General features: G+C 63.9%; 7 protein-coding genes. 1 reads left to right on the top strand and 6 read right to left on the bottom strand.

Features of this window, described 5'->3' with window-relative positions:
- Window positions 1–420 precede the first annotated feature (420 nt).
- Window positions 421–915 (top strand): hypothetical protein, encoded by a 495-nt coding sequence (locus IP68_RS20350; protein WP_156318227.1) that lies wholly within the window; start codon window positions 421–423, stop codon window positions 913–915.
- A gap of 101 nt (window positions 916–1,016) precedes the next feature.
- On the opposite strand, the gene IP68_RS17205 is transcribed toward IP68_RS20350, so the two are convergent.
- The 6 genes from IP68_RS17205 to IP68_RS17180 form a co-directional block, all read right to left on the bottom strand.
- Window positions 1,017–2,432 carry a hypothetical protein gene (locus tag IP68_RS17205; RefSeq protein ID WP_054136242.1) on the bottom strand — a complete coding sequence of 472 codons (1,416 nt, stop codon included), beginning with the start codon at window positions 2,430–2,432 and terminating at the stop codon, window positions 1,017–1,019.
- A gap of 84 nt (window positions 2,433–2,516) precedes the next feature.
- Entirely contained in the window at window positions 2,517–3,275 is a 759-nt protein-coding gene (locus IP68_RS17200) for a crotonase/enoyl-CoA hydratase family protein (RefSeq protein ID WP_054136241.1), read from the bottom strand.
- A gap of 20 nt (window positions 3,276–3,295) precedes the next feature.
- Window positions 3,296–4,441 (bottom strand): acyl-CoA dehydrogenase family protein, encoded by a 1,146-nt coding sequence (locus tag IP68_RS17195; protein WP_054136240.1) that lies wholly within the window; start codon window positions 4,439–4,441, stop codon window positions 3,296–3,298.
- A gap of 3 nt (window positions 4,442–4,444) precedes the next feature.
- A complete protein-coding gene (locus IP68_RS17190) occupies window positions 4,445–5,659 on the bottom strand; it encodes an acyl-CoA dehydrogenase family protein (RefSeq protein ID WP_054136239.1) in 1,215 nt (404 codons plus the stop codon).
- A 206-nt stretch (window positions 5,660–5,865) separates the two neighbouring features.
- Complete coding sequence (locus tag IP68_RS17185) at window positions 5,866–6,393, bottom strand: DUF1254 domain-containing protein (protein WP_054136238.1); 528 nt, start codon at window positions 6,391–6,393, stop codon at window positions 5,866–5,868.
- Window positions 6,390–6,968 (bottom strand): DUF1214 domain-containing protein, encoded by a 579-nt coding sequence (locus IP68_RS17180; RefSeq protein ID WP_054136237.1) that lies wholly within the window; start codon window positions 6,966–6,968, stop codon window positions 6,390–6,392. Before IP68_RS17180 ends, IP68_RS17185 begins: the two co-directional genes overlap by 4 nt.
- Window positions 6,969–7,031 lie beyond the last annotated feature (63 nt).

The raw sequence follows: 7,031 nt of genomic DNA, 5'->3' as shown, positions 1-7,031 counted from the left end.
CAGCGGCGTTGTGCTGCCCTAGTCGATTGGCACCCGGACGCTACCCCTCCACCATTCGCTGCGCGAACGGTCCCCCTCCCCCAAGGGGGAGGATTTGAGTGCAGGGCCTTCACCCACCCCCGCTCATCCTGAGCCGCGGGCGCAGCCCGCGAAGTCGAAGGACTCGCGCCCACGCTGGCCGTATAGCGGGGCCTTCGACAAGCTCAGGCTGAGCGGATGCGGTGGCGGCTTTTCAACCGCTCAGGAAAAAATCTGCCGGTCTGCAAACGACCCCATTGCGGACATTTCAATGACGTCTGTATTGTTCGGACTTTCAATCGAATGTAGCATAGCTGAGTGAGAAGCCTGCCTTACCTCGTCGCTATCGTCTTCCTAGCTGGATGCAGGCCAGACAGTCGCGGAGTGGAGCCCGAGTCAAAGATGGGTGTTTCGGACGAGGAAGTCCCTGTATTTGACATAAGGCCATACGGCGATATCCCGTATATGGCTTACATTAACCCGATAGATCAGCAGATAGCTTTGTCACGTAGCGCGGCTGAGGGTGGAGATGTGCCTTGCATGCGAGAAAAGATGGTCGATGGTGAGCCCGTAAACACAATGCTGCCCACCGATCAATGCGTCTTCATGGAATCCGCAAAGGTCTGGCATGGTCGTTGGTTGAACCATTACGAACATTCGGTGTTCTGCCCAAACGAAGTGGATCAAAAAGAATGTAACGAAGCGAAGGCCGATATATGGCTTACACCTCGTCTATTCGGCGAGTCCAACGGCAAGAGCTATCACATATCGTTTATTGGTAGAAAGACACGTTATTCCGGAGAGCCCGGAGGGTATGGTCATTTGGGCAGCTACGCATCAGAAATCGTCCTGGACCGCGTGATTTCAATCGAAGTAGCCTCAAGTCCTGTAGAATGAAATTATGGGAGCGATTTGCTAGACGGCGATGGCAGCTTCCCACCCAGTTCCCGCCATAAGCGCCGACACATTCCTTATCCATTAGCGGACGTCGCTCCCCCCTACTCCGCACACTCCCCCATCCACATGTCGCGCGGCATCTCGACGCGGATCGGCGGGCCGCCTTTGGGGTCGGGAATGCCGTCGTACCAGAGCGAGCGCGCCAGATCGGGCATGAACACGCCCAAGGGCGCGGGGCTGTCCAGCATCGGCGGGGTGGAGATGTATTTCATCCCGTTCGGCTCGCCGATGAAGGCGTGGAAGTAGAGCGATTCCTCGCCCTCTGCCTCGGGCAGCATCTGCGGCGGGTTCTGCGCATCGCCCATTCCATCGACCGGGATCAAGGTCGTCGAGCCGAAGCCGTTGGAGCCCGCAAAGCTGAAATACCTGCGGAAGATCAGCTTGTCGTCCTCGTCGGTCTGCTCGATCACCGCGACCATGTCCGACTGCGCGCTGGGGGGCAGCGCGGGCTTTTCGAAGTGCAGCGTGAAGCGCGTCGGCCAGGGCGAGCGGTAGCTGGCCTGGAGGATCGGGCACGCCAGCGGCTTGACCTGCACCGCGGCATCTGGAGTGAAATCGAGCGTGTCGATCTTCAGCCGGTCATCGACGATCTTGAACACCGCATAGGCGTTGCCGCCGGTGGCGCAGCAATTGGCGTCGCTGTCGCGCCAGATCGGGAAATAGCTGCTGAGGCCGTAATAGTCGTAGTCCACCCCCTTCCACAGCCCCATGCCCTCGGGCAGGCGGGTGCGAAGCTCGGTCTTCCAGCTGTTCATGCCGATGTTGACCCATGCGCCGGTGCGATAGAGGAACAGGCTGTCGGCATTGCCCTCGCCGGTGCCTGCGGTGCGCGCAGGCAGATGCAGGATGATATCCTCGCCATTATCGACCAGCCGCGGCGGCTCGGCCTCGCCCTCGGTGCTGGTATAGCCGATCAGCACCGGTTTTGCCCCGCCGATGTCCCAGGCGATGGTCATGCGCAGCGGTATGCCGCCGCCGGCGTCCAGCCCGCTGACATATTGCCAGGCAATCGCGCGCGCCTTGCCTTCATCGCCCGCGTTGAGGAACCCGGCGGATTCGACCACGCAGTTGACCACCGCGCCGACCAGGCAGTCCCTGGCCAGCCCGGGCCCGAAGCTCGCCGGCGTGCGGATCGACGAGGCGATCTGGGTCAGCCCGTCGATCTCGGCCTTCACATAGCCCAGGCTCTCGATGATCACATCCGCATTGGCCTGTTGCGGGCTATCGTCGGGCGAATATTCGAACCCCCGGCGCAGATCGGCCAGCGCCTCGTCGCGGCGCTCGGCGATCGTCGCCTTGCGCGGATCGACCTTTTGCCAGGCGCGCATCGCCGTCTCGACATCGGCCCAGCGCGCCGCAATCTCGCGGTTCTGGCACAGGTCGGCGGCATTGATCGTGCGGTCCGGGCAAGCCGGCGGGGTTACGGTGGTCAGCAGCAGGGCGGGCAGGAGCATCATCGATGCACGACTCCAGTCAGGCGCGACCCTGCCCGCCTTGTGCGCCAATCACCGCTAAATGCAATATGCAGCGATTGTGCGGCGTTACTTGCCGGTCCAGTTGGGCGCACGCTTCTGCGCGAACGCTGCCGCGCCCTCGCGGGCATCCTGCGAGACCATCACCTGGCCGACGAGCTCCTGCTGCTTGCCCCACATTTCCCCGTCGCTCCAGCCGCGCGATTCGACGATCACCTGCTTGGACACGCGCACCGCCAGCGGGCCGTTGGCGCTGATCTTGTGCGCGAGTTCGAGCGCGCCATCGATCGCGGGGCCTTCGACCACGCGGTTGACGAAGCCGATCTCGTACGCGCGCTGCGCCGAGATGAAATCGCCGGTGAGCGCCAATTCCATCGCGATGCGCGGCGGAACCTGGCGCGGCAGCCGCATGAGCCCGCCGGCCGCCGCTGCAAGGCCGCGTTTGGTCTCGGGGATGCCGAACTGCGCCTTGCTGTTGGCCACGATCAGGTCGCAGGTCAGCGCGACCTCCATCCCGCCCGCGAGCGCATAGCCATCGACCGCGGCGATCAGCGGCTTCCTGGGCGGCGCTTCAACAAAACCGCAAAAGCCCTTGCCCTTGACCATCGGAAGCTCACCGGTGAGGAAGGCCTTGAGGTCCATTCCCGAACAGAAGGTACCGCCTGCTCCCTTGATGATGCCGACCCGCAGGGCGTCGTTGCTGTCGAGCTCTTCCAGCGCCGCCGCCATGCCTTCGGCCACCGCGCGGTTGACCGCATTCTTGGCTTCGGGCCGGTTGATCGTGATGATGAGGACGCCATCGTCCGCGAGGGTTTGCACTTCAGACATATCGAATTCCTTGTGAAGGGTCAGAACAGAAGATCGGCCAGCTTGGCCCGGTGCCAGGCGGCGTCGCCATACTGGCTGGCGTGCCAGATTGCGCTGCGGCGGTAGAGCCCTGCGTCGCAATCGTGCGTGAAGCCGAAGCCGCCGTGGAACTGCACCGCGCGGTCGGCGGCGAAGCTGTAGGCCTTGTCGGCGGACGCCTTGGCCATCCGCACCGCGATCTCGCCGACGCCCTGCTGGCCGAAATTGTGCGCCGCGCTGAGCATGTGCGAGCGCGCCTTTTCATAGCCGACATAGGCGTTGGTGATCGGGTGCTTGAGCGCCTGATATTCGCCGATCAATTTTCCGAACTGCTTGCGGGTTTTCAGATACTCGATCGTGTAGTCGATCGCGCTCTGCGTCCCGCCGCACATCTCGGCGGCATGCAGCAAAGCGCTCGCCAGCTCGATCTGCGTCAGCGCCGTGCCCGAGCGTCCGGCATCGAGCAGCGCGGACGCAGGGATGGTGATCCCGTCGAGGGTGAGCTCGTAGCTGCGCTTGGTCTCGTCGATGATGATCTCGCGGCGCAAGGCACTGTCGGGGATCGCCGAACGCTCGATCAGCGCCAGCCGCACCGCGCCCTCGACGGTCACCGATGTGATCACCAAGGCGGCATGCTTTGCATAGACCACGAACTGCTTGGTGCCCGAGAGGACATAGCCGTCGCCGCTCGCCTTGGCGGTCGCCTCGACATGGCCGAGGTTCCAGTCGCCATGCGGTTCGGTGAGCGCCAGCGTCGCGACTTCGCCCGCCACGATGCGCGGCAGCCATTCGCCGCACTGTACCTCGTCGCCCGCCGCCAGAAGCGCCTGCGCGGCGATGGTGCAGGTCGCAAACGGCGTGGCGAGCAGCCGCCGCCCCATTTGCTCTGCGATCGGCGCGACTTCGGCCATCGACAGCCCGACCCCGCCCTGCGCCTCGGGCACCGCGATACCCAGCCAGCCGAGGTCGACAATCTCCTGCCAGACAGCGGGGTCATAGCCCCGCTCGTCCTCGATCAGCTTGCGCACCTTGTCGATCGGCGACCTGTCGCGACAGAAATTGGTCGCGACATCCATCAGCTCGATCTGCTCTTCGCTGTAGCTCAGCGCGCCGAGATGGTCGGCGAGATTTCCTTCGCTGAAAGCCATGGTTTAGCGCCCCTTCGGCAGGCCGAGCACATGCTCGGCGATGATGTTGCGCTGGATTTCCGAGGTGCCGCCGCCGATCGTGGCGGAGAAGCTGTTCAAGTAGCTGCGGTGCCAATAGCCGTTGTCGACCGCGCACGGATCATCGACATAATAGCCGCCGCGCGTGCCCTGGAAGCTCAGCGAGAACTCGGTGAGCTCGCGGATCATCTCTGTGCGCGCGAGCTTGTTCATCAGCGCAAGCCCCATCGGGCGGTCCTGCACCAAAGGCCCCATGCGGCGGCGCTGGTTGTTGAGATTGAGCGCCTGGATATCCATCATGAAATCGACCATCCGGTCCTTCATCACCGGATCGTCGAGCAACGGCTTGCCGCCGCGCTGCGACTGGCGCGCAAGCTCGACCACGCCCATCGCGTCGAGCTCCTTGAGGAAATAGCCGCCGGCAAGGTTCACCTTGGCACCGCGCTCATACTCCAGCGTCTTCATCGCGATCTGCCAGCCATCGCCCTCGTTGCCCATCAGGCATTCGGCGGGGATGCGGGCATCGGTGAAGAAGCACTGGACGAAGCCATATTCGCCGGTGAGCTTCTTGATCCGCCGCGTCTCGATCCCCGGTGCGTGCATCGGCGAGAGGAAGAAGCTGAGCCCCGCATACTTGTTCGGCCCCTCGTTCGAGGTGCGCGCGAGCAGGATCATGTACTTGGCGCGGTCGCCCAGAGAGGTCCAGATCTTCGAGCCGTTGAGCACATACTCATCACCGTCTCGCACCGCCTTGAGCTGCGCATTGCCGAGGTCTGAGCCGTTCTCGGGCTCGGAGAAACCCTGACACCAGATATCCTCTGCGTTGAGCATCCCCTTGATGTATTTCTTTTTCTCTTCCTCGCTGCCGATGTCCATGATCAGCGGTCCGGCCCAGCCGATGCCGATCGCGTTGAGCATGATCGGGCCATCGTACTTCTTCATCACCTTGGTGGCGATGCGCTGGAAATCGGGGTGCAGACCGCCGCCGCCATATTCGACAGGCCAGCTCGCGCCGAGATAGCCCGCCTCGTACACCTTGCGCTGCCAGGCGCAGAGGAAATCGAACTGCTGGTCAGTGCTGACCTCCATGAAGGTCAAAGGCAGCATGAAGCCGGGGTCCTTGGGGGTGTTCTCGCGGAACCAGGCGTCGGCCTGGGCTTCGTAATCGGCCAGTTCGGCTGGCGTCGGGCGGGATGACATCTTCTCTCTCCTGCATGAGCGGACGATGCGGCGCGGCTGGATTCGCGCTCGTTTAATCGTCCGGTTAAAACAGGTATGCAAGCCCGCGCGACGCTTGTCTAGGGGCCATGACTATCTCAAACCGTCACCCCGCGCACGCGGGGGTCCCGCTGTTTTGCCGCGATCGCGCAGAAGCGGGATTCTCTCGTTCGCGGGAATGACGGGGTTCAGGGCTGCTTCAAAGGTTGGCAATAGGATTGCTTGCGATAGCCAGTCACCGCGTCGAATTCCGCGCGGTCGTTGAGCAGCACGCGCAGCAGCGCCACCCCCTTGGCGCCCGGCATGGTCACATTGCGCACCCCGGACGGTACCGTCTGGTCGGCGGTCGCCAGGATGACCTCCACCGGCGCGCCCTTGCTGTCGCGATCGCTTTCGACAAACGCGACGTTGGTCTCGCTGTCGAACACGGTAAGCGACCAGTAATGGCCGGGCACGGGGTGCGCATGCACGCGGAGCGGCCCCTGGGTCAGATCGAACGCACACACCGAATAGGCAAGGTCCGGGCTGGGCCGCACGACGAACTGGCTTTCGGCGGTGACCAGCGGGCCGTGCGCCATGCGGTTGAAGCCCGATTGCGCCGCCAGCTGCTCCCAGGCGCGGTCCATGATCACCATCGGGGCGGCGGCCAGGGTGGTGTACCACGCAGCCAGCGCAGCCAGGACGGCGACGATCAGCGGTCCGATCCAGCGGCTCATGTCCGGCACTCCCTGCGCTCGATTCGCGGCAGCGTCACGCTGCCCCGCGCGGCAAGCAGCTTTGCCGAAGGGTGATAGGCGCGCAGCGTGAGCTCGAACGGCCGGTCGTCGGGCATCGCGATCCAGTGCGTGCCCCGGCGGGTGCGGGCGATATCGACCTGCCAGTTCGACGCTTCCACAGGCGCAAGCGCGGCGCTGCCCAGCGAATACACGCTTGCCCGGTTGGGGATGAGGTAGCCCTTGGCGTCATACAGCGTCAGGCTCCACCAGCGCGCATCCATCGCGCCACCGGACACGCGATAGCTGCACTTGCCGCTGAGCTTGCGCCCGGCGCTATCCTCGTCCGCGTTGAAATAGATCGCCTCGCGCTCGGGCAGCGCCAGCAAGCCGCGCAAAGCCACCGTGGCGCGGGTGGCGACGCTCGCGTCCTTGGTACCCACCTTGGCGGCGGTGCGCCAGGGTCCGTTTTCGATGCCCAGCGAGGCAAAGCTCTGGCGCAACTGCACCACCGCTGCGCCCGTCCCGAGCGCCAGCCCGGCCACCAGCAGCAACCCATAGCGAACCCCAGCGTGCATGACCCCTCCTGTTTTGGCACAGCCTATGCCGGAAGATCGAGGCATAACGCAAGAGGATTAGAC

Origin of the sequence: Blastomonas sp. AAP25 (assembly GCF_001295965.1) — a bacterium.
GTDB classification, from domain to species: domain Bacteria; phylum Pseudomonadota; class Alphaproteobacteria; order Sphingomonadales; family Sphingomonadaceae; genus Blastomonas; species Blastomonas fulva.
This window is presented reverse-complemented; position numbering and strand designations above follow the sequence as displayed.